The organism is Bacteroidota bacterium (genome assembly GCA_016713765.1).
Lineage (GTDB): Bacteria > Bacteroidota > Bacteroidia > AKYH767-A > 2013-40CM-41-45 > Pollutiaquabacter > Pollutiaquabacter aromativorans.
In genome coordinates this window covers 1,302,326-1,324,294 of the sequence record JADJON010000001.1, presented here as the reverse complement: position 1 = coordinate 1,324,294, position 21,969 = coordinate 1,302,326, and the positions used below count along the sequence as shown (strand labels likewise).

Here is a 21,969-nt window from a genome sequence, read left to right as displayed (position 1 = left end):
ACGTTGTATGCCGGCACAAGAAGTACTGGATTTTTACGGATACAAAGGCACGCTGGGCAAGTTGCGCTACGCGATCAAATTTGTCTGGCGGTTTTTCCTTGACAAGCTCGCCTTCTTCTGCTTCATCAAAAGCTGGCGTACAGTCATCCACCGGTGGCGCGGCGTGAACATCGGCAAGGACGTGTACATCGGTCATGAAGTGATGTTCGACCGCGTCTTCACCGATCAGATCTTCATCGGCGATCACACCTCCGTGGGCGACCGGACCATCATCACCGCGCACGCGAACATTCCGTCGAATACACGATTGAAAAAAATATATCCGCGCAAAGTCATGCAAACCCGCATCGGGCGCGGCGTCTGGATTATGCCGAACGTCACCATCGCTCCGGGCATCACCATCGGCGACGAAGCGGTGATCGCGACCGGCTCGGTGGTAACGAAGGATGTGCCGCCCCGTTGTCTTGCGGCCGGGGTTCCTGCCAAAGTGGTGAAGGACTTTTCCGATCACGAAGCGTTCAAGAGCGGTCCACTGCCCGACTGACCGCAATTACTGCCAAGGCATGCACGTACTGATCTATCTGCACCATCCGGCGCATTTCTATCTCTTCAAGCACACGATCCGCAAGCTGAAGGCCGACGGTCATCGTCTCACACTGATCGCGACGAAGAAGGACGTACTCGAAGACCTGTTGCGCAAGGAGGGACTCGAATACCGGAACTTTCTTCCGCACGGCCGTAAGGACAACAAGTGGTCGATCGCGCTGGGATTGCTCAAGCAGGACCTCCGCTTGGTTGCTCAATGCCTCCGCGACCGTCCGGACCTGATGATCGGGACCTCGACGGAGATCTGTCATGTCGGTTGGTTGTTGCGCATTCCGAACATCTTCGTGAACGAAGACGATGCCGCGATCGTGCCGCTGGTCGACAAGCTGGCTCATCCGTTTGCCAAACACCTGTTAGCACCGGAAGTCTGCGTAACCGGACGGCCCGGCAAGACCATCACCTATGCCGGCAACCACGAACTGGCCTACCTCCACCCCGATCTGTTCACGCCCGATCCCGCCGTCAAGCAGCGTTACATACCGGAAAACACGCCCTACTTTCTCCTGCGCTTCGCCAAGCTGGGCGCGCACCACGACACCAACGCCAAAGGGATCAGCGACGCGATCGCGCGTAAACTCATTGAATTGCTGGAGCCGCACGGAAGAGTGTATATCACTTCGGAACGCGCGCTGGCTCCCGAGTTCGAGCCCTACCGCTTGAACATCCATCCGATCGACATTCACCACATCATGGCCTTTTCATCGCTGTTCATCGGTGACAGTCAGACCATGTCGGCGGAATCCGGCGTGCTGGGCGTTCCGTTCATTCGCTTCAATGCCTTCGCCGGGAAGATCGGCTACCTGGTCGAATTGGAAGAAAAGTACCGCCTGGGTGTCAGCATTCACCCCGATAACGAAGAGGGCTTGTATCAACAAGTGACGACCTGGCTACCCCTGTTGCACGATCGTCAACACTGGGAAGCAAAGCGCCAGCGTTTCCTGCACGACAAGATCGAAGTCGCGAGCTTCATGACCCGGCTGATTGAGTCGGGGAATTGGTAGAGGGAGGAAGACGCGAGACCGAGACCGAGACCGAGGGACGAGGGACGAGGGGCGAGGGACGTGGGGAAGACGCGAGACCGAGACCGAGGGACGAGGGACAGGAGGAAGACGCGAGACCGAGACCGAGGGACGAGGGACGTGGGACGAGGGATGTGGGGAAGACGCGAGACCGAGACCGAGACCGAGGGACGAGGGGCGAGGGACGTGAGACAAGGGGAAGACGCGAGACCGAGACCGAGACCGAGGGACGAGGGGCGAGGGACGTGAGACAAGGGGAAGACGCGAGACCGAGACCGAGACCGAGGGACGAGGGGCGAGGGACGTGAGACAAGGGGAAGACGCGAGACCGAGACCGAGACCGAGGGACGTGGGGCGAGGGACGTGAGACAAGGGGAAGACGCGAGACCGAGACCGAGACCGAGGGACGTGGGACGTGGGACGAAGACAGCTATCGAAACTCACTATTCACTGCCGCCTTCGCTAAAGCTATGGCGTGCAGGATTCGATATTCGCTATTCACTCCCGCCTTCGCTAAAGCTACGGCGAGCAGGATTCACTGTTTACTGTTCACTGTTTACTGTTCACTATTCACTATTCACCAATTCCGCCAATGCCAGCATCATCCAGGCGTTGCTCCAGCGCATGAAGGAGATGCGGTTAGTATGGTGGGGGTATTGACGATAATAGAAATGTCCAGTCTTAGGATCCTGCATGTGGCGGATGGTCCAGTCGGCGATCGTCTTGGCTCTGGGGGCCGTCTCCGGCGATAGTGCGCGCCAGCGGTTCAGCGTCAGGATGCCCTGGCTCTGGTTGTGGATCTCGGTGGGATACTCTTTCGGAATGCGCCACAGTCCGCGCCCGTCGGCATGAAATTGCACATCGTGGAAATAGCGCAGACCTTTGTGCACGGCTTCGGGCCAATGCGCGGGCTGGTGCCCGGTCAATTGCATCACATACGCGATCGAATCGATCACATAGCCCTGGTGAAAGTCGACCTGGTGGCGTTCCACACCTGAATCGGGTTCAAAACTGTATTTCCAGTGTCCGTCGGCGTGCTGTTGTCCGACTACGAATTCGGTGGCGGCAACTGCCAGGCGCTTATCCGTTTCGTCACCGTTTAACGCGTAAGCACGCGCGAGGATCTCGGCGCCGAGCAGGCTGGCATTGTAGCAGACATCCGGGAAATAGGGACTGTAACTGAAGCTGATTCCGTTCTTCAGTTCCGTACGCGGAAGATCGTTGACCACGAACTTCCCTGCATCGAGGATCAGTTGTTTTGCAATCGGATCCCCGGTAAGTTGATGATACTCCCAAAGCCCCTTGACCACGAAACCGGTGGCCACCACCGTCGGGGCGAAAGCCGGCAGATGCTTTTTCGGTGTACTCCAGCCGAAGTTGTAACCCCAGCAAGCATGTTGGAAACCCTTGCTCCTGTTATCGCTCAGCCAATTCAGCAGGAAGCTCATCTGCTTCCGGTAATCGCGCTCCGGAAATTTCCGTTGCAACAACGCGTAGGCATGCAGGAAGAGGCCCATCGCCTTCGGATTATGTCCTTTCCGAATGCCTAAGAGAGACCGGATGTTGACGGGATTTCGCTTTTGGATCTGGGTCGCGATCACTTCACCCCAGCGGCCGAACCAGCGGAAGGGGATGACCGCGTTGAGCGTATCGTACGGATCATAGCCTTTGTAGCCTTCGCGCTCGACGTAGGCGACGAGACGATCCAGGGCGTCCCGAAGATCAACCGTTGCTTCCCCGGATTTCATTGATCAAGGCGCACGACCTGGCCCTTTGTCGCGATCGATTCGAGGATGGCAAACGTGGCGGCAGTCGCGTTGAAAACGTCCGACGCGGGAATCGGCGAAGGTTGACCGTTCCGAACAGCCTCCAGAAAAGCGCGCACTTCCGCTTTGTGGCCCTTATCCTGGACACCTTTTTCGCTCACGCTGTTCTTTCCAAAACTCGAAAGCTCCCGGAAGTCGTTCATCACGGAAACATTTCCTGACTGGTATACCTCCAGGTATTCTTTCGGCAGTTGCTTGTTGCCGTTCGAGAAATAGGTGATACCGGCCACACTGCCATTGGCAAAGCCGAGGGTGATTGAAAGCGTATCCTGCTGATTGGCGGGATCGGCCATGGTCATGGCTGAAACCTGGGTAACCTGCGACGCGGCCAGGAACGAACAGAGGTCCACGAAGTGGCAGACTTCTCCGACGATGCGCCCACCTCCTACCGAAGGGTTGTGGATCCAGTGATCAGCGGCCACATGCCCCGCATTGATCCTGTATTGGATGGCAACAGGCGCGTTCGATGAGAGTGTTCGCTTGATCTTTTTGATCATCGGAGCGAAACGACGGTTGAACCCTACCATCAGACGCGATTGTCCTTGCTGATAGGCTGCTTGAATAGCCGTCAACTCGTCGGGATGCAGGCAGAGCGGCTTCTCGACGAATACATCCTTCCCGGCCTTCAAGCCATCGAGCACCAAGGCTGCATGGGTATCGTGTCGTGTTGCAATGAAAAGGACGTTGACTTCCGGATCGTTGATGACTTCGGAAGCATCGCCGGTACACCGCACGAAACCATGCTTATCGGCGATGTTACGCGCGTTGTTCGACCTGGCGGTGGAGACATGGATCATCCGGCCGAGGCCTTTCATAGCCGGCAGCAGGAAATTCTGTCCGAAGGAACCCGCGCCGACCAGGCCGATACCCGGTTCGCTTCCCGCCTTCTTTCGTTCCTGAAACTCGATGCGGGTCTTTAACGGACGGCTCGTATCGTATCGCAGGAGAACCCCGACAAAGGGTTCGGCGCGGTCGAGAATCAGTTGGTAAGCGTTTTTCGCTTCGTTGAAATCGAAGCGGTGCGTCGTCAGTGGCTCCAGGTCGATGCGTCTTGAACGCAGCAGCTCGACAAAGGCCATCATATTCCGGTTCTCGGTCCAGCGTACCCAGGCATAGGGGTAATCCAGTCCCTGTTCTTCGTATTCCGGATCATAACGACCGGGACCGTAGGAGCAGGACATGCGGAGTTCCAGTTCTTTCTTGAAATAATTCGGACGTTTGAATCCGGTCGGGACCGCTCCGACAACCACTACCCTGCCCTTTTTCCTGCAAAGTGCGCCGGCCAGATCGACCGGATCGGTGGAGTCGGTGCCGGCTGTGATGATTACCGCGTCGGTACCATGTCCGCCCGTAAAGTTGGAAACGATATCTTCCAACTGTTCGAGGCGCCGTGACAAGGCGAGGTCACATCCCATCGTTTCCGCGAGGCGGACCATCCGTTCGTCGATGTCGATCCCGATGGTTCGTACCCCTGCTGCACGCAGCAACTGAATGGTGATCTGCCCCAGGAGTCCGAGTCCGATCACAACGCAATTTTCCCCCAACCGCAGATCCGCCTGGCGAATCCCCTGAAGGGCGATGGAACCGACGGTCGTATAGGCCGCCTGTTCCAGTGATACGTTTGGATCAAGCTTAACGCACAGGTTGACAGGAACCATCACCACCTCCGCGTGATTGGCGGTAGAACCGCCGCACGCTACGCGATCGCCGACCTGGAAATCACGGACATCGGATGCCACCGCGATCACCTCCCCCGCGCAGCTATAGCCGAGCGCTGAGGGCGCATCGAGCCGATTCATGACCATGCGGTAGGTGTCTTTCAGTCCGAACGTCTTGACCGCTTGCAATACCTTTTTGACTTCTTCCTTACGTGCACGCGCTTTGGCGATGTACCCCAGGCGCGCGTCCTTGACCGACTTACCTTCCGTACCCGCGCTGATCAGGGAAAAATGATTTCTGACCAGAACAGTACCGGATGTCAATGCCGGAAAAGGAACTTCCAGCAGTTGCATGGTTCCGTCTTTCAGATTCTGCGTCAGTTGTTGCATACGATGTGGTACTACGCGGCGATAACGGCCCGAAAGGTCGCAGCCAGTCTTTCTACCATACGTTTTTCGGTAAATTCCGTTTCATACAAATGCCGCGAAAACTGTCCCATTTCAACCCTTTTGGCGTCGTTTTGGATCAGTTCCTTCAGGTGCGCTGCAATAGCGGCCGGATCACGAACGGGTACAATGAATCCATTCTTTCCATCCAACACACTCTCGACGATGGCTCCCTGGTCGGTGGAGATGATCGGCAGTCCGGCAGCCATGGCTTCAACCACCACCCAGGGGTGACCTTCCGGCGCTCTCGGCGGAAAGATGAAAATATCGGCTTCGGATAAGAATTGAAATTTCTTCTCACCGGCATCGGCCGGATGAAAGCTGACCGGCAGTTGATGCGTCTGCACGAGCGATTCGCAAGATTGTTGGGTCACCGATGATCGCCATCCGCCCACTACATCCAGTCGAAAATCCGCCACCCCCTGCTCTTTCAATAACCGAACAGCCTCTACGAGGTCTTCGATCCCTTTGGATGCCTGCAGGTTGGCCAGGTAGAGCAAGCGAACCGGATGATTCGCTTTGGGTCGACTGCTAAGCGCATAATCCGCACCGTTGGGAACCACATAGATTCGTTCTGGCGGATAGATCCCCGCGAACAGGTAGCGCAGGTTGTTCCCGAGGACGATGACACCGTTGGTTCGTCGCAGGACACCTTTGACGAACGCCCGTGTGATCGCGCTACTACCCTTCATCCAGTTGAGGAAATTGCTACCACGCAGGTGGATGAGCACTTTGCGACCAAGGAGCAATGCGATCAGGATAAATACCGCGTCTTTTAAGAAGCCGATCGTCGACTGACTGATCGGCACCAACACCACAGCCGGGTGCTCACGCCGGATCGTTTTCCAGAGATGACGGTAGATCCCGATGTTTCGTCCGATTTTCGCAAACGAAAACTTACCCATCGCGGTCAGCGACTTTACCGCCCGTGTATCGACGTGTACCAGCCTGAACTGTTCATTCAGGGAGGACTTCAGGATGATCTGCGTGGCGAGTGAAGGCCCCATGTAAGGCGGCGGGATCTTACCCAGAAGGACAACAACCGGTTTTTCCATCAGGTAGCGGTCGAAGTTGATGGGGCCGGTCCCGCTGCCGGGAATTGAGGCGAAGTACGAAACACCGGTCGGGGAGGCGGCGCCCCGTAGGCTTTTTGCTTCTTCAGCAAAGCGAAACTGAACACCGAAAAGAACACATACTGGAACCCGGGATAGATCATCGGGAGCGTGGTCATGGAATACATCATCAGGGCCGCCACCGAGGTCAGGATGAGGAAACGTTCGGGCACTTTATAGATGGTCCAGCGAAAGAAAATACTGAGGATAAACAATACATAAAGCGCTACACCGAAAATTCCGGTCATGAAAAGAATGCGGACAAAATCATTGTGCATACCTCCACTCATCATGATCGGCGCCTGTCGGAATCCGGACAATGCAACGCCAAAGAAGTGAGCGATGGATGGCATCTGACCCCAGATCTCAAAGTACCGCTCCCAACGGGATATCCGGCCATTGAAACCGTATTGTATGTCCACATCCCCTTCCCACACGTTGAATTCCTTTGCGATCAGGGGATAGATGTACTGATCGTAAACGAGTGTTGCCAGTAAGGGTACCACGATCAATCCCACTACGATCAACACGCCATACCCCTTGACATTTTTTGAATTGAAGTAAAGCAGCAGTGCGATGATCACCGCCAGGGCTCCCCAGGTGGTCACGTGTCGCAACTGGATGATACCGATCAGCGCCGCCGCGAACAAGATGAGCAGTTTGCTGGCGGTCATCGGATTCGTCTTGCTCTTGGTGAAGATCCGATCCAGGAAGAAGTAGACGCTGATGATCACCGAGTTGATGAAGTAGATAAAATAATTGGCGCTGTCGGCATAATACCCCCGCAGACGGGCGCCTCCGCCCCGACCAGCCGAGACGTATTCCGGATCGACCGGACCGAAGACCAGTTCGAGGGCCATCGAGAGGTACGGATAGACAGCTGAGTAGAGAAACGTCTGGAGAATGAAAACGAGGTCGCGCTTTGACTGGATAAAGTGGCGGAGATAAAAGAACAACAGGGGTGGTGATAAGTACTTCAGCGTGTTGCCGAAGTTATCCATCGAAGCGTCGTAAGTGAGCAAGGCGATCCCGTTTACCAGGATCATGATGGCCCAGATCCGCATGTACTGGTCTGTTGCGACGGACCGGATGTTTTTCATCCGGTTCATGGCTACGAAGCACAGGATCGGCGTCAATACACCAAGTATATAGATGGGCGAATAAAGGGAGCCGTAGTCCTTGAGAAAGTAGAAGTTGTCGGCGACGGGACGCAGGAACAGGAAGATCGGGAACCACTTCCGGGTCCAATCCAGTTCCTTCCAGTGATCTTTCCACTCGCGAAACGTCAGCATGCTAACAACATCAAAGCCGCATTAACCTTCGGCAAGCAGGGTTTCGACATACGCACGCGCGCTGTCGGTGAGAGAGAATCGCTGCCGGATGCGGTCCGCTGCACGGATACCCATCTGCCGCGCCTGTTCGGGATGATCGAGCAATTGACTCACCCGATTTGCGACGCCGATGGTATCAGCATAGTCCATGATGAAACCCGTTTCACCTTCCACGACGAGATCCGGAGCAGCCCCGGCATGCGGAGAGCAAATGACCGGCAATCCTGCTGCCATTGCTTCGTTCAACACCAGTCCCCAGATATCGAAGTCGGTCTGAAACAGGAATACACTGCTGCGAGCCAGAATGGCCGGCAATTCTTCCTTCTGCTTATACCCGTGAAATACCACACAGGTTTCCAAACCGTTGTTTTTTGCCCAATTTTCAAGCTCTTCACGTTGATCGCCATCCCCGACCAGGTCAAGAACGAAATCAGTACGCGATTCTTTGAGCTTTTTGACCACTTCCAGGACCCTGACCACATTTTTCCTGGCGGAGAGATAACCTACATAGGTCAGATGAAAAGGCGGGCCGGCGGTAAGGGATTTTCGAAGGCCTTCGGTTTCTTCGGAAAAAAAGGTCGTATCGACCGTATTAAAGGCCAAGCCAACCCGATCCGGCCGTGCACCCAGCCCGATGAGATAGTCTTTGGCCAGTGTTCCATAAGCCAGGAAACCGCTTGCTCTGCTGACGACCAAGCGTCTCTGCAGGCGACGTAAAAACGAGTCGTTTCGACCTGGATGCGCGATGGCACCGGACCAGATGATATACTCCTGTCGGGCCCACCAGGATCTCCACCAAAGCCGCATGGTTGCAAGTGAAAAGCCGCTGACCACTACCCGATCCGCCTGTTCGGCGCGAATCGCTTTCATGATGCCCCCATAAGAGAACATGGTCTTTTCGGAATCGCCAAACGCCACCGAGGAGGAACCGAGGAAAGCAAAGGGGAACTGACATTGCTCCGCCTGGAACCTGAACTTCCGACGCGCATATCCCTCAGCGCCAAAGAGCACTTTCAACTCGATGCCACGGACTTTCAACTGCCGGTACACCTCATTGAAAAGCGGGATCCGGTAGGGAGTCGGAATATTGGTAACGATGAGGATCTTCCGGATGGCCATGATCGGTTAACCCAGCCACCGGCGGAACCAGGCCATCAGGTAATAGAGGGTCCAAAGGGTGTTGGCCACCTGTTCGTTCCCCCCTTTCAGGCGTTCCACCTGCCGGTGTAGTCCTTCATACCTGAACTGAGGGAAATCGTTGCAGAAAGGCCGGAGATTTTTGCTGATATAATCGACCATCAGGTCACCCGCCCAGGCCTTCAGGGGTACGTTGAACCCCCGCTTTTTCCGGTATAAAATATCGTGATCGAGCAGTCCCTCGAGCGATTTTTTCAGGATCCATTTCGGTTCTCCATCGCGGATCTTCCACTTTTCCGGGATGTTCAGCGCCATGTTGACAAACTGATAGTCCAGAAAAGGCGTTCTCACCTCGATGGAGTGTGCCATGCCCAGCCGGTCCATGCGATGGAGGTAATAGTTGGGCACGTTGAACTTGAATCCGAGGTAGCACATCCAGTCCAGCGGACTGCTGTCACTTCTCCGGTCAGCTTCCTCGTACTGCCGACGGAACGAAGCGATGACCGAATGACTGTCCAGCTCAGCTGTCCGACGATTATAGTCTTCGGATAGAAAATCACGCTTGGTACTCTCCTTAAAGCTCTTGGCTCCTCCCCAGAAGAATTCCTGATCACGCGCCGCCCTGGATAAGATCTCGTAGCGGGGAGAGGTGCTATCCAACAAGCCGTACAAACCGGCAACCGGACGTTTAAGCATGGCAGGCATTGCCCGAAAACGTTCGAAGGCCGGATACAAGCCGGCCACCCGCATCCAGTTGCGATAACCGGCGAAGAGCTCATCACTGCCGTCGCCGGTCAGTACGACAATGGTCCCGTTCTCCCGGGCTTTTTCCGAAATGAAATGGATCGGAATGCAGGTCGCGTCAGCGAGCGGCTCATCAAAGATGTCCACCATCTTCGGGAGAAACTCCCGGATATCGTCGGGGGTGACTTGCCGCTCGTAGTGGTCGGTACCGAATTTTTTGGAGATCCTTTCGGCATAGACGCGCTCGTCGAATTCGGGCTGACCGGAAAATCCGATGGAATACGTTTTGACCGGCACAGTTGTCATCCCCGACATCAACGCGACAATGGCGCTGGAATCTACACCACCACTGAGGAATGCTCCTACCGGCACATCGGCAACCATGCGATAAGACACCGCTTTGCGCAGTCCTTCCAATACTTCCGCGGAAAGTTCCCGCTCGTCGCGTGCGCCGGTATGCTGGTATCCGACCTCCCAATACGGTTGGTACTCGTGAATGCCATTCCGTTTCACCTTCATCCAATGCGCCGGGTGAAACTTGTGAATGCCTTTGAACATCGTCAAAGGAGGCGGAAGCAGATTATAGGTCAGGAAATGATACAGTGCCGACTCGTCGAGTTCCCGTTTCACAAAAGGCAGCTCGAAGAGGGAGCGCAACTCGGAAGAGAAGGCAAAGACGCCCTCCTGCAAGGTGTAATAGATCGGCTTCTTACCGGCACGGTCACGCGCCAGGAAGAGCTCTTCCTTTCGCGGATCCCAGATCGCGAACGCGAACATCCCGTTGAGATGATCCAGGCAACGCTCGCCGAAGCGCTCGTAGAGTAATAACAGGATCTCGGTATCGCTATCGGACCGCAACCGCTCCCCGCGGAAAAACTGCTCCCGGAGTTCCTTGTAATTATAGATCTCCCCGTTGAAGACGATCACATTCCCGGAAGGGCTGAGCATCGGCTGATGCCCGGCGGGCGAGAGGTCGATGATGCTCAGGCGACGATGGCCAAGGTGTACACCTTCCGTTTCGGTCCCCCAGTAGCCTTCATCATCCGGCCCACGGTGTTGTAAAGCCTGATTCATGCGGCCCATCAGCTCGGGAGCATGATCCAGGCGCCTACCGTGAAGATTCCAAAAACCGTTGATGCCGCACATGAGGACAGATACGCTGCTGTCGTAAAAACGCAGCTGCGACGATTATAGCAAGATAACTATTACGGAGAAAAACGGTTTCCGTTCCATTTATCCGCCTTGCATTACCTGGTCGACCACGACTTTCCAGCGTCGCTCAAAATAGGCCAGGTCAAACTGACGGATATAGTCATATCCCTTTTCGGCGTAGGTCCTCCGGTCTTTGAGTACAGTCTCCACGGCGGCCACCAGCTCTTCGGGACTTTGAACCTCGGGTTGCCCGGCGTTTTCCAGGAGTTCGTGCATGCCCCCGGTACCGCTTCCGACGACCGGAGTACCGCTCAGCAAGGCTTCGTGGGCGATACGGTTCCAGCCCTCGATCATCCGGGAATATGCGATCACCACATCGGATGCCCGCAACAAGCCACGATAATCCTGACGGTTGAGCTTCAGGTACTGCACGGGAAGGTCTCCGGCACGGTTGGCAGCACCGGTCATGACCAGGTGGTAGGGTTGATCCTTCAAGGCTTCGGATACCTCGTAAACGCCCTTTTCCCGAATGGCATTACCGATATAAACCAGTGGTTTGTCTTCCGGCAGTCCATGTCGGACCCGAAAGGCACGCGCATCGAATCCGGGAGTACGATAAGGTTCAGGATCAAAGGCGTTGTAAATGACCTCTACCTTATTACAACCCTGTGTGATGAAATAGTCCTGCCAATAGCGGGAAACCGTGACCACGCAATCGCAGGATTTCGTGCGCCGGATCAGGCGGTCGAAATACCAACGGTGGTAGCGACTGGAGCTTCGGATCACCGGATCGATATGATGGATCATCGCGATGGAACGCTGCCCTGGCAAACGTCGGCCGTAAACGATCGGGAACGGCTCCAGGATGAGCAGATCGGCCTTTGCCTTGTGGCGCGACATCTTCCACCAATACGCCAGCACATTCTCCTTTCCCCGAATGGTAACAGGATCGATCGCAATCGAAAAGTGGTTCTTCAACGCAATAGCAGCCTGAACATCGTAGGCATTTCCACCGTTCATGGGAATCTGATCCGGGCCGACCCGGAATGCCTCGGCTACGGTAGCCGTCTTACTTTGCCAAAGGATGTTCATCCGTCTTAAGCGAATACGGCAGAATACTCGTTACGGTTCCAGATCATAGTGAATTCGCATGGCCAACCTGAAAGGCACTGGTGAGGGCGAAGAAACCCGGCAGGTTTTGCCGTGTCCGGTTTCTCAATCCGGTTGAAAAAGCATAATACTCGCGCACCAGCGGGTTGTTGACACTACTGATGAACGGAACTTCGAACACGAACCTGTTCAGGCGGTTTTGCAGGTTGAAGTACTTCCGCCCAAGGAGCGCGTTACCGAACGGGATACGAAAACCGTGTCGGCTTGCACGCAAGACCTTGCCGGACCGAACCTGGATATTCTTCGCGTAGTTGAACACGGAAGTTGCCGGCACTTCAAACGGCTCCGCTTGCAGGTACGTCTTCAGGAAAGTTCCATAAGCAGGATCAAAACGGCGAAACCAATCGTCCACCGCCCGGTTGTTTTCGGCTTCACTTCTCGTGAACCATTGGTCACGCATCATCATCACTTCCTCGAGCATTCCAATCCAGTCCGCCTGTGGAATACCGAGTGAACGGGCATCGTTCAGTAAACCTTTCCCGTGCAACAAGAGCGTCCGGATACGAAGCAGCCCGTACTCCCGTTGGAGAAACAAGCTGATGTACATCCGAAGCATGAATTCAAGGGCGATCTGTCGTTCGATCGTGGAGCGATGACCGGGAGGTAAATCCTGACTGCCAGCCAGCAGGTTTTCGCCCGAAAGCAGATGATAATTCTGATAGAACGAAAAACGCTGAGCAGCCAGGAAGTCGGATCGCCTTGCTCCGTAGAGGGTATGTACGAACAGATAACGCGACATCGGATCAAGACCATCCAAAGGATGTTCAGCAACCGCGGCATCGTCCTCAAAGACGGCTACGAGATCGATATCCGAAATCCCGGGATGCCCGACACTGCCGATCGAGTAAACAGTGACCAAACCGGGCTGTCTTCGCAACCATTCGATGCGATTATCGATAGCGCGCGCATAGTCTTCCCGTGTAGCGGGCCTGACAAAGTCGGAATATTGAAATGAAGGCCCTCTCATTTTCCGATTCGACGACGCATCTCCGTGATCAGCGTCTCGAGGGCTTGCAATTTTTCCTGCTCAAACAATGCTTTCACTTCCCGACTCAGGGGCGTTCCACGGGACTTTCTCCAGTGCAACCAGAGCCAAGAGCTTTTTGACAGCATCCATTTATCGAATCCTCTCGGCTGAAAATTCCAATTGGCCCTGTAGGCCGAGTATTCATCCATGATGGACCAGACCGAAGGGCTGAAATCGGCACGGGCAGCGGTAAAGCTCTCCCGCTTGAAGATTCCTTTTTGGTCGCGGGCTTGCACGTACAAGGCTGGCAAGAGCATCACTTCGCTCATGAAGACCTTGGCCTGGTAGAAATTCGCAGGGACGCGCCCATTGCGGATCTTTCCCGACAAAGTATCCGCCATTCTCCTGAAACCCTGATCCAGAGGATCGTGCTCCAACCTGGAGATAGAAAGGCGCATATCCTTGTATCCGTAGATGCTGCAAGCATTCTTAAGCACTTCAACAGGCAAGAAAGATTCCGGATACTGACGGAGATCCGAGGAAGTCAGTACAAACCATCCATGGTGCTGCAAGGGGTCGATTTGCAACATAGGTGAACGCAATCGATGCAGTCGGGCAGCCAGATCAGCAAGCCTTGGCGCGTCTTGAAATACTTCGTCGTTCAGCAGGATCAGTCCGTCAAAATCACTGTACGCAACCGGCTCCCCGCTACCGAAACTGCCATGCAGGACGATTCCGTCGATGTCGCGTCGAAACTCTTTCTCCAGGGTGCCGCGGAGGTCCTCTATCCGAACATCCCGGTATTTGTAGGGAGGAATTACAACCTCCTCTGCAGGCAGGGTGGGTAGTGCGGGTTCCAAAACGCGATAGTCCTCGCAAATCTGGGCTGCATGCGCGCGAAAACTCCATGTGTCGGAAAACAATGAACGAACCTGATCGGAAGTGCTGAAAATCGCGCCATTCACATAGCGGTTCAGCCTGGCCCGGAATTCCGATCGCTTCATGCTCATATCAGGATGCAGTAAACTGCCACTTTCGTTGAATTGTTTCAGGCTCTGCTATTCGGAACTCCAAAACTTCCGCAATTTACGGTACAGCGGGCAATCCGCCTTGCGAATCATGCAGAGTTATCCCTCCATCAGGAGCACTTGTCAGGGACTCAATCCCTTTTCAGCACAAAGCGCAGCCAGGCACCGGTCCGTTCGTCGAAAGAGAGCGGCGCAACATCCTTTTTAGCCTGAGCAGCGATCCCGGCCGCCCATTCCGGTTGTTCGATGGCTTTCCGGATTCCGATGAGCAGGGCTTTGCTGTCATCCGGTTCTACGAAAATCACGTTCCGATCGTTGATCACATCACGTGTAGCGGCGAAGTCGGGGGTCACGACCGGGTTTCCAGTCGAGAGGTATTCGTTGATCTTTTGTGGGTAGTTGAATTCCACCATATGGTCCTCGGAGGTATAATAAGAAACCAACACATCGGCCGCGAGTTGATAATCGCGGATAGCAGTGGAATCGTTCAGAAACCCGGTCAGTACTACGTTGCGAATGTTTCGCTCCGCACACCAGGCCTTGATCGCTTCAACCGTGCTGGCACGACCGCCGGTAAACAGGAACCGGTAGTTCGGCTCCAACCCAGCGGCTTCGAGGATATGCCGCACTTCCCGGTTACTCAATCCTAACTTGCCGGTATACACCACCAATGGCGCTTTTTCCGAATAGCCGATACGCCGACGGGCCTCCTCTTTGGTACAATCATTCGGATATGCAGGAACCGGCGCAAGCGCGAGCATGAACCGGTCTTCTGGTACGTCAACCAGTTTTCGAACCGCGTCTTTCGTCGCTGAAACTCCTGCCAGTAGAAAATCGCTGTTCTTCGCCACCCACTTGTACAACTTACGGTCCTTCATTTCCGCCAGCAGAAAGACGGTTCTGATCGCGGGTCTGCCGCCCAGCCATTTCATCAGCAGCAGGATCGGCAGCAGGAGATTGGGGTCGCGTGAAAATACCAGCGTTTGTTTTCGCTTACCGGAAAAGAACCGCAGGCGCAAGGCGGTCATGCTAAAGGCGAACATGATCCAGCCGATCCTCCACCAGGAGGGGCTGTGTTCGCGCAAAGGCGTCCAGTGCATGCGTTCACGAACGGAAAACCGCGTGCCATACATCTTCGGGATCTCGGCACGCCGGATGTTGTCCCGCATATACGTGTACGGATAGACGATCTCCACCTCGGCGCCGTGACCGGCCAAAGCGTCGCTCATGCGCATATCGTAGATGCGGTTGGTGGTAGGACGCAACAGGCAATACGGCGACAGGACGATGATGCGGAGGTCAGGATAGCTCATGTCTGGCAAGAAAGTGATGTAGAATATCCTCATCCACCCCGGGACTGAACAAGATCGACCCGCACACCCTGGCCGGTAATGTCGAAGCGGAACTAACAAGATCCCGAAACACCTGGACCATCAATACGTCCTGGATGAAACGATACGTGCGCAATACCCGGTCAAAGGCCTGCAAGCCGTAGTTCGGAAAAGCAGCTTGTGCCAGGATCGGGCCGGTATCCATGCCTTCATCAACCCGGTGCACCGTTGCACCGAGAAACTTATCGTGTGAAGCGGCAAGTTCCTCTTTACGAAACAAACCCGGGTGAGCCGGAAGTATGGATGGGTGGGAATTGATGATCCTTCCGGAAAAACCGCTCACCAATTCTGCCGGCAGCAGAAATGGAAATCCACACAAGAATACCAGTTCGGGATGAGTCGTCTCCCAATCCCTTGCAACAGTGCCGAAAGCCTCTTCCCGGTTGCTTTTGAAGCGAAGCGATTCACCAAGGGCGGGATCAGAGCCGACTTGTCCTAAGACAGCCAGTGCGGTGGACGTAGTACTCGTAGCGAAACAGGAAACGATACTGAATCCGACCAATCCGGCTTCGCGTGCAGACAGCAGTGCACGAAGGTCCCCTCCTGCACTACCACATAACATTGCGATTCGCGGAGCACCAGGTGTTGGTTGATCGCCCATCATCGGCTCCCACGGGTGCGTAGAAAATCCTTGATCTTTCTGGAAACGTTGAGCACTTGTCCACGGGTCATCTCCGGGAAGCTGGGCAGCAACAGGCATTGATGATTCAGCTGGTTGGCGACAGCATGCGCTCCCTTGAACCGGCTGAGGTGCACGTGTCGGTCGATCGGATAGAACATCGGCCGTGTTTCGATGTTGTTCTCGAACAGGAACAACTCCAACGCGTTCTTGGTCGGAAGATCGAAGCCTTCGAACCGGACGGCAAACATCCACTGGGCATGCTCCGTACCGGGTTCCTCTTGCTGGAAGCGGATCTCATCCACCTCCCGGAGTTGCTCCCGGTACAAATCGAACACCTCGCGCTTCCGGTTCCTGATGTCGGCAACGAGTTCCAACTGTCCACAGAGAATCGCTGCCTGAACGTTCGTCATTCGGTAATTATACCCGAGCTTATCGTGCACATAACGCACCGACGATTGTCCCTGCCCTCTTACCGAATTCAGGTATTCGAATAACTCCTCGTCCTGTGTGAAGACCGCGCCGCCTTCGCCGCTCGTGATGGTTTTATTCCCGAAGAACGAGATGGAACCCATCAACGAGCCGGTGCCGGCAGGGATTCCGTCGTAACTGCCGAACAGCCCTTCGCAGGCATCCTCCACGATCACCGCCTTCGGAAACCGTTTCCGCAGGGCGGGGACATTGATGATATTTCCGAGGTTGTGAACAACCAGCAAGGCGGTGTCGTCCGGGATTTCCCGGATCGCGCCATGGTCCATGTTCCAGGTCGACAGATCCGCGTCCACGATCTCGAAATCGAATCCGCCGGAATATAAAAAACTGTTCCACGCTGCTACGTAGACATTGTTCGGAACGATGATCTTACGGATATGCGGATACTTGAACTTCAAGCCCAGCGCCAGCATGTGCGTGGCACAGGTACCGTTGTTGACCAGTACCACGTACCGGCTCTTGATCAGCTCCTTCAGTTGCTCCTTCGCCTTATCGATATAGACACCTTGCGAAGAGATCCAGGTCGAATCGAGGGCATCGTGCGCGTAGCGCAGGGAGGAAGCCGGCAGGTAGGGTTTATAGATCGGCAGCATCAGTCAGCAGAAATGTAATCGGTTCGTTCTCTTAGTCCTTATTCTTCACAGCCGCTCCGCCCTTCGTCGCGAACTGTATTCCCAGGATGCCTTTCTCGGCAACAAACTCCGTGAACGAAGTATTCTTGTGAACATCATCCGAAAGAATGAGTCCATTCTTCTTGACAGCCTGGTAAACCGCTCTGAATTCAAAAAGCATATTCTCATAACTGTGGTCGCTATCGTGAAAGAAGATATCGATCGAACCAAGCTCCGCGATCAGTTTCGGCAACAACTCCTGTGAAGGACCCAGCCTTAACTCCCATCGCTGTCGCAGCAGGTCGGGCACTACCCATCCGGATCCCTGACGAATATTCTCAGGATTGTAACTCCGCAAATCCTGGTTCGGCAGGTCGATGGAATACAACTTGCCTTTACCATTGCGGTGCAGCGCGTTGAGGATGGTCCAGGACGAAACGCCGTGCGCAACACCGGTCTCCACCATCACCTCCGGCTGAGCACAGCGCACGATGAAATAGAGGAACTTGCCGAAAAGATAGGTCGGTCGGTTGCCTGGAAGTTGCACGTCGGGCAATTGATTCATCGGTACGAATTCCCAGGAACGAATTTCCTGGAGCGCCTGACGCGCGATCTTTTCATCGAAACGGTTGCCCAGCAATTTCTTTGCGGAATGCAACAGCATCACCTCGTGCAAGGGCTGCTTATCACCGAAGGCGAACCGCGCCAGGGCGATCGGGTGGTGCAGAAACGTGCTGCGGTTATATTGGATCATCATAGTTGTAAGGATGCGGACTCCGACTCCTGTGAACGAATTTTCCGGTCTGCGGCCCACAGGAAATAAGCCAGACTGAACAAGTTGGTACTCAACAACGCGATCGCCATTCCGGTAGCCTGCCATTGGCCGATCAGCCACCAGGCAAGCAGACTTCCGCCCAGGATCGTGACGACATAGACTTTGATGCGCAACCCGACCAGACCCAGGCTTTGGATCAGGGGGATGGACCAAAAGGTCATGACCCCCACCACCGAGGCGATGAGAAAATAAAAGAACGATGCTGCGGCGGGAGCATACTCCGCGCCGTACAAGGTTACGATCACCCACCGGTTCAGGAAGGCCATGGCCGTCAGGAACAGAATGGCAGGAAGCACCGTAATGGAGGTGATACGAAACAACATTCGCCTTGTTTCAGCGAATTTCCGTTCCGCAAGCAGTTTCGAGAGCTGGGGATAAATGGAGGAAACCAGGGGGTCCGTCAGGATCAGCACCGAATAGGCCAATTTCTTGGAGACGGAATAAAAACCGACCTGTACTGCACTGGAAAGCGCCCCCAACAAGAGCACATCGCCCTGGTTGATCATCGTTTTGAGCGAATTGCCAATGGAATTTCCGAGCACGAATTTTCTGAACTCCGCCAATTCCTGACGGGTGAGACGTACCGACAAATTCCAATTCGGGCCAAGCTCGCGCCGAAGTTCCCAAAACGCCAGCGCATTGATGATAAAGCCGTTCAGGAAACGGGCAACGATCACCGCGAAGAAAAAGATTCGCAGGTCCTTCGGGTACACCAATACGGCTACGGTGATACTGATGGTCTCCACGACATCCATGATCATCTGGATAACGGAGGTCGCCCTGAACTTGTAATAAAGCCGGAGCAATCCCCGGCTGATGGAATTCAAATAGGTCACGCTGGCAGCAACCGCGTAGGCTACAATGAACCAATGCAGATCAGGTAACTCAAAGAAGGTGGAATAACTGAAGAAGGCCAGTCCGGCTACCACGACGACCGATAAAGCCGCCATCGCCGCACTCAGCCACAACGACACCTTGACCAACGCGACCAGCTTATCGTTTCGTTGCTCTGCATGGAAGATCGCGCCTTGTCGAATCAGGGCCGTACCGATGTTGAGATTCAGAAATTCCTGGATGAGTCCGACGAAAGCCGTTACCATCGTAAAGGTTCCAAAAATCCCTGCTCCCAGTCCACGGGCAATCACCACGGACCGGACGAATGCCAGACCCGTGCTGAACATGTTCGAGAAGAACACCCAGGCACTGTTTCGAAATAGCCTCCGGCTTTCGGGATCCAGACGTCGCTTAAGAAAACTCTTCATCTCGAAACGCAGGCAACGAATTATTCGGGAGAGTGGGCAAACCGATCAGGATGCCGACTCGTCGGGGTTCTTCTTCTCCTTCTTCCGGAGGAAACGTCTCTTCTTCGGCTGGTCATCTTCATCCATATAACCGTAGCCACTGCCATAGCCATAACCGTAACCATAACCGTAACCATAACCGTAGCCATAGCCATAGGGCAGGCTTCCTGCTTTCACGGCATTGAGGATGATACTGAGGTTCCGGATCCGGCCGTCCTTGTACAGTTTATTGATCACCTCCAGGTGATGCTTGCGGGTAGTGTTCTGTCGAACGACATAAATGGTGGCCATCGCACGCTGAGAAAGCAGCATGGCATCGGTCAACAAACCGATCGGCGGACTATCCACCACGACATAATCGTAATTCGCTTCGAGGAAATCGAACAGCACATCCATCCGGTCGCTCATCAGCAATTCGGAAGGATTGGGCGGCTTGGGACCTGAAAGCACAATGTCCAGGTTTTCAACACCGGATTTCTGAATCACCTCTTTCAATTCAACGGCGCCGATCAGGAAATTGCTCACCCCGACGTTACTGTTGAGCTCCATCCGCTCCGGAGACTTGGGTTTGCGCAGGTCCATACCTACAAGGATGGTGCGCTTTCCCGACATGGCAATGATGGTGGCGAGGTTGAGTGCGCAAAAGCTCTTCCCTTCTGCCGGAATGGAAGAGGTCACGAGGACCGTAAAACACTTCTTTCGATCGGGATTGAAATACTGAAGGTTTGTCCGAATGGAACGAAAGGCTTCCGCGATGTATCCCTTGGGCTTCTCACGAACGATCATTTCCGTGGTGATGTCGCTCAATCCGACTATCCCCAACATCGGGATGGATGTGGAGCGCTCCAGCGACACACGGTCCTGGATCTTGTCGTTTAGCGCATCGCGGAGGTAGGTAAAGGCTACCGGCAGTAACAAGCCCAGGAGAATGGCGATCGCGTAGATCTGCATTTTGACCGGACGCACGGGAGTAAGTCCTGCCGACGGACGATCGATCAGTTTATTATCCGAAATGGTAGATGCCAGGATGATGGCCGTTTCCGCACGTTTCTGCATGAGATACGTGTACAAGGCCGCTTTGACATCGCGCTGACGCTCGATGTTTACGATTACGCGCTGCGAGCCGGGAAGCAACCGGATCTTCCCTTCCACCCTGCTCAACTGGGTCGTCGCCTCGGATTGCGAAGCTTTCAGGCCCGCCCGGATGCTTTTGATATTCTCGAGCAGGTCCGTCTTGGTATTCTGGATTGCCAGGTTCAACTCGATCATCCGGGGGTTGTCGGAAGTCGCGCTGGTGCTGAGCAGGCTACGCTGGTTTTCCAGGTCGTTGAGCTGCGTGATCAGCTTGAGCAGCAAGGCATCATCGATTCCGATACTTGCAGGAGAAAGTCCCTTGAGGTCCTTTTCCTGACGGACGTAATTCTCGAGATAATTCAGAAAGCTCAGTTTGAGGTCTATTTCTGAAATTCGCGAGTCGTAATATTTTGCGCTCTCCAGGTACGACTGGGCTTCGGTCTGTACGTCGGTGATACCCTTTTCCGAGCGGAATTTCTCGTACTCTCCTTCCACTTCATTCAGGTCGCGTGTGATGATCGCGAGTTGTTCATCGATAAAGTTCAGTGAATTGCGCGCGAGCTCGTTCTTATCCTCAATATTCGATTGCAACCAAACCTCGATCAGCTTGCCGAGAAAATCTACGGCCTTATCCGGTACGGCATTCTCCAGCGACAAGCGCAGGATCGATGATTGTTTATTGGGAATGGCGACTTCCAACGCGGATTGATACTGATCGACCAGGCGTTCGGGATTATTGAAACGCAAGATGTAATTGCGCTTCTCGAACTTGGGATTGTTGAACGCCGTGTTGTTGAAGAAGTCCATCTTCTCCAGCGAGAAGACTCCGATCCGGTTGGTGATCTTCTCTCCGAAGCGATACGTCCCGGTTATCTCCTTCTCCTCCCGGGGATCGAAATATCCGAATTCGAACTTGGCATCATTGAGGATGCGGATGTGTACCGGTGTCGAATAGGCGAAATAATTCAACGTATCCGGCCTGAACCGGAAGGGGGCGTCATTGTATCGTTCAGAGGTCTTGACGAATCCCTTCAGGTAATAGCTGATATCGAAATTGAGATCCTTCACGGTCTTCATGATCAGACCGCGGGAACGCAACACTTCGATCTCATTCTGGATGTTACGATCGGTCGTAAAATCGTCAAGCTGCTTCAGGATGTCCGCCGCATCGGTTGAACTCTTCGGCTGCTTGACCATGACCGTTGCGGAAGCACGATAGATCGGCGTCACGTACCAGGTATAATAGTACGCTACGATCAGGGCCAGGGCAAGGCTGATGATATACAAGTACCAATACCGCAGGACATAATTGAAAAAGAAATAACGAAGGTCAATGCCCTGTTCTTCCTGTTCCTGTTGCAGTTCCGGTATGGGCTGCTGCGATTGCATCATTGAAGGATATTCGGACTGCTTCCAAACGTGGAGATTCCCCGCGTTTGCAAGCCGACC

The 21,969-nt window shown here is 54.5% G+C and carries 17 protein-coding genes; 2 read left to right on the top strand and 15 right to left on the bottom strand.

Annotated elements, in window-relative coordinates:
- Positions 1–7: 7 nt before the first annotated feature.
- Both IPJ96_05150 and IPJ96_05145 read left to right on the top strand, forming a co-directional pair.
- A complete protein-coding gene (locus IPJ96_05150) occupies positions 8–544 on the top strand; it encodes an acyltransferase (GenBank protein ID MBK7909735.1) in 537 nt (178 codons plus the stop codon).
- 19 nt (positions 545–563) lie between these two features.
- A complete protein-coding gene (locus IPJ96_05145; protein MBK7909734.1) occupies positions 564–1,607 on the top strand; it encodes a DUF354 domain-containing protein in 1,044 nt (347 codons plus the stop codon).
- A 584-nt stretch (positions 1,608–2,191) separates the two neighbouring features.
- On the opposite strand, the gene IPJ96_05140 is transcribed toward IPJ96_05145, so the two are convergent.
- The 15 genes from IPJ96_05140 to IPJ96_05070 all read right to left on the bottom strand — a co-directional run bounded on the left by IPJ96_05140 (position 2,192) and on the right by IPJ96_05070 (position 21,912).
- Positions 2,192–3,373, bottom strand: coding sequence for a hypothetical protein (locus tag IPJ96_05140; protein MBK7909733.1), 1,182 nt, complete (start codon positions 3,371–3,373; stop codon positions 2,192–2,194).
- On the bottom strand, positions 3,370–5,499 hold the full coding sequence (locus IPJ96_05135) for a bi-domain-containing oxidoreductase (protein MBK7909732.1): 2,130 nt from the start codon (positions 5,497–5,499) through the stop codon (positions 3,370–3,372). The genes IPJ96_05140 and IPJ96_05135 overlap by 4 nt, the downstream gene beginning before the upstream one ends.
- Before the next feature lie 11 nt (positions 5,500–5,510).
- On the bottom strand, positions 5,511–6,611 hold the full coding sequence (locus IPJ96_05130; GenBank protein MBK7909731.1) for a glycosyltransferase: 1,101 nt from the start codon (positions 6,609–6,611) through the stop codon (positions 5,511–5,513).
- The gene (locus tag IPJ96_05125) at positions 6,611–7,960 is read right to left on the bottom strand and encodes a hypothetical protein (GenBank protein ID MBK7909730.1); all 1,350 of its coding nucleotides are present in this window, start codon (positions 7,958–7,960) and stop codon (positions 6,611–6,613) included. Before IPJ96_05125 ends, IPJ96_05130 begins: the two co-directional genes overlap by 1 nt.
- A 21-nt stretch (positions 7,961–7,981) precedes the next feature.
- Positions 7,982–9,118, bottom strand: coding sequence for a glycosyltransferase family 4 protein (locus IPJ96_05120; protein MBK7909729.1), 1,137 nt, complete (start codon positions 9,116–9,118; stop codon positions 7,982–7,984).
- A gap of 6 nt (positions 9,119–9,124) precedes the next feature.
- Positions 9,125–11,026 (bottom strand): asparagine synthase (glutamine-hydrolyzing), encoded by a 1,902-nt coding sequence (gene asnB, locus IPJ96_05115; protein ID MBK7909728.1) that lies wholly within the window; start codon positions 11,024–11,026, stop codon positions 9,125–9,127.
- A gap of 87 nt (positions 11,027–11,113) precedes the next feature.
- A complete protein-coding gene (locus IPJ96_05110; GenBank protein MBK7909727.1) occupies positions 11,114–12,124 on the bottom strand; it encodes a glycosyltransferase family 4 protein in 1,011 nt (336 codons plus the stop codon).
- 43 nt (positions 12,125–12,167) lie between these two features.
- Positions 12,168–13,169: a hypothetical protein gene (locus tag IPJ96_05105; protein ID MBK7909726.1), complete on the bottom strand. Its 1,002-nt coding sequence runs from the start codon at positions 13,167–13,169 to the stop codon at positions 12,168–12,170.
- The gene (locus tag IPJ96_05100) at positions 13,166–14,173 is read right to left on the bottom strand and encodes a hypothetical protein (GenBank protein ID MBK7909725.1); all 1,008 of its coding nucleotides are present in this window, start codon (positions 14,171–14,173) and stop codon (positions 13,166–13,168) included. The genes IPJ96_05105 and IPJ96_05100 overlap by 4 nt, the downstream gene beginning before the upstream one ends.
- Positions 14,174–14,328: 155 nt before the next feature.
- A complete protein-coding gene (locus IPJ96_05095; protein MBK7909724.1) occupies positions 14,329–15,510 on the bottom strand; it encodes a glycosyltransferase in 1,182 nt (393 codons plus the stop codon).
- Positions 15,497–16,150 (bottom strand): hypothetical protein, encoded by a 654-nt coding sequence (locus IPJ96_05090; GenBank protein ID MBK7909723.1) that lies wholly within the window; start codon positions 16,148–16,150, stop codon positions 15,497–15,499. The genes IPJ96_05095 and IPJ96_05090 overlap by 14 nt, the downstream gene beginning before the upstream one ends.
- A 38-nt stretch (positions 16,151–16,188) precedes the next feature.
- Positions 16,189–17,292 carry a DegT/DnrJ/EryC1/StrS family aminotransferase gene (locus IPJ96_05085; protein MBK7909722.1) on the bottom strand — a complete coding sequence of 368 codons (1,104 nt, stop codon included), beginning with the start codon at positions 17,290–17,292 and terminating at the stop codon, positions 16,189–16,191.
- Positions 17,293–17,323: 31 nt separating this feature from the next.
- The gene (locus tag IPJ96_05080; protein MBK7909721.1) at positions 17,324–18,067 is read right to left on the bottom strand and encodes a class I SAM-dependent methyltransferase; all 744 of its coding nucleotides are present in this window, start codon (positions 18,065–18,067) and stop codon (positions 17,324–17,326) included.
- A complete protein-coding gene (locus tag IPJ96_05075) occupies positions 18,064–19,407 on the bottom strand; it encodes an oligosaccharide flippase family protein (GenBank protein MBK7909720.1) in 1,344 nt (447 codons plus the stop codon). Before IPJ96_05075 ends, IPJ96_05080 begins: the two co-directional genes overlap by 4 nt.
- Before the next feature lie 45 nt (positions 19,408–19,452).
- A complete protein-coding gene (locus IPJ96_05070; protein ID MBK7909719.1) occupies positions 19,453–21,912 on the bottom strand; it encodes a polysaccharide biosynthesis tyrosine autokinase in 2,460 nt (819 codons plus the stop codon).
- Positions 21,913–21,969: the final 57 nt, after the last annotated feature.